This is a genomic window from uncultured Fibrobacter sp. (assembly GCF_937877005.1).
GTDB lineage: Bacteria > Fibrobacterota > Fibrobacteria > Fibrobacterales > Fibrobacteraceae > Fibrobacter.
In genome coordinates this window covers 1-1,764 of the sequence record NZ_CALEFV010000054.1, presented here as the reverse complement: position 1 = coordinate 1,764, position 1,764 = coordinate 1, and the positions used below count along the sequence as shown (strand labels likewise).

At 49.7% G+C, this 1,764-nt stretch carries 1 protein-coding gene and 1 pseudogene; both read left to right on the top strand.

What is annotated here, in order from left to right:
- A pseudogene (locus Q0628_RS03225) lies at positions 1-399 on the top strand (type II/IV secretion system protein); the annotation flags it as partial.
- A 93-nt stretch (positions 400-492) separates the two neighbouring features.
- Positions 493-1,764: ATP-dependent helicase (locus tag Q0628_RS03220; protein WP_298768138.1), on the top strand; the 1,272-nt coding region annotated here is incomplete at its 3' end.

Below are 1,764 nucleotides of genomic sequence, written 5' to 3'. Positions count from 1 at the left end.
ATGGGTCTGGACCCCTTCCTAGTGTCTACCGCTATCAAGGGTGTTCTTGCCCAGCGTCTTGTGCGTCGCATCTGTAAGAACTGTAAGGAACCGGTAGATATCCCGCAATCCTTGCGCGATGAACTTCACCTGACTCCTGAAATGCAATTCTACCATGGCAAGGGTTGTGAAAAGTGTGATGGTTCCGGATACAAGGGCCGTTGCGGTATTTACGAATTCCTGGTGCCGAACGAATCTGTTCGTAACCTGATTATCAAGCGTTCTTCGGGTGACGTTATCAAACGTGCCGCCATGCAGGAATGCGACATGATTACGCTACGCATGGACGGCATCAGTAAGGCCCTGCAGGGACTCACGACTCTTGAACAGGCCGTTGGTGCGTCGACGGCGGATGACTAGTTCGAGTCATTTTTAAATAAAAAGAAAGATGCTCGGCAAGGGCGTCTTTCTTTTTTTACTATATTGCACATTTGTGTAGAGTAGGAGCTCTTGATGGCGAATATTGTTGATAATGTAGTTTTGGATAGGGAATTGAACCCGGAACAGGCGGCCGCGGCTAAAAAGATTGATGGACCGATGCTTATTTTGGCGGGTGCCGGTTCGGGAAAGACTCGTTGCATTACCTACAAAATTGCACACCTTGTTTCGCAGCATGGCGTAGAGCCGGACCGCATCTTGGCAGTGACATTTACGAACAAGGCTGCGCGCGAAATGAAATCGCGTATTCAAAAGCTGCTCGACTGCAATATGAATTTTAGCTGGATGGGAACATTCCATTCCGTTTGTCTCCGTCTGTTGAAACTTTGCCTGTCCAAGCAGTCCGTAATAGAAGCCATGGGTGGTCAGTGGTACGATGGCAACTTTTCAATTTACGATGATGACGACCAGAAGCGCATTCTTAAGGAAATATTGAAGGAAGATCTAGGTGACAATTTCGAGGCCTCCGAGGTCAAGAAGCTGCATGCGTCAATTTCCAAGTACAAGAATACTGTGCTGAACAAGGGGGGCTTTGTACAGTTGCAGACGCCTGATATCGCGCTTGAAATGGCGGCCTTTGCCGACGAGGAAAAGCGTGCGAAGTATTACGCCGAATACCAGAAGCGTCTCAAGGAATCCAATGCGATGGATTTCGATGATTTACTGTTCAATACGGTCTACATGCTGCAAAAGCTGCCAAAATTGGCGGATCAGCTAGCTCATCGCTTCCGTTATGTGGTGGTCGACGAATACCAGGACACCAACGATGTTCAGTACGAGCTTCTGAAACTCTTGATTAACGAAGAAAAAAATGTGACTGTGGTGGGTGACGACGACCAGAGTATTTATGGCTGGCGCGGAGCAAACATCAAGATTATCCGCAACTTCCACCGCGACTTTGCTCCGGTGACGATAGTAAAACTGGAGCGCAACTACCGTTCGACGGCGAATATCGTGAAGGGCGCAGGTTCCGTGATTGCGCACAACATCCGTCCGCAAGAAATGCAGAAGAATGTGTTCTCCAAGGAAGATGCGGGGGAGCTAATCCATGTGCGCCACTTTATGGATGACCGTGGCGAAGCCTCTGCCATTGCCGATACGATTGCGAAGGCGGGTCCCGACTTTTATGCGAAAACCGCTGTGTTCTACCGCACCAACGCGCAGTCCCGCGCCTTGGAAAAGGCGCTAAATGACCGCCGTATACCGTCGGTCATTTTTGGCGGCATGCGATTCTGGGATCGCAAGGAAATTAAGGACGTGCTCGCGTACTTGCGACTGCTCGCTAAC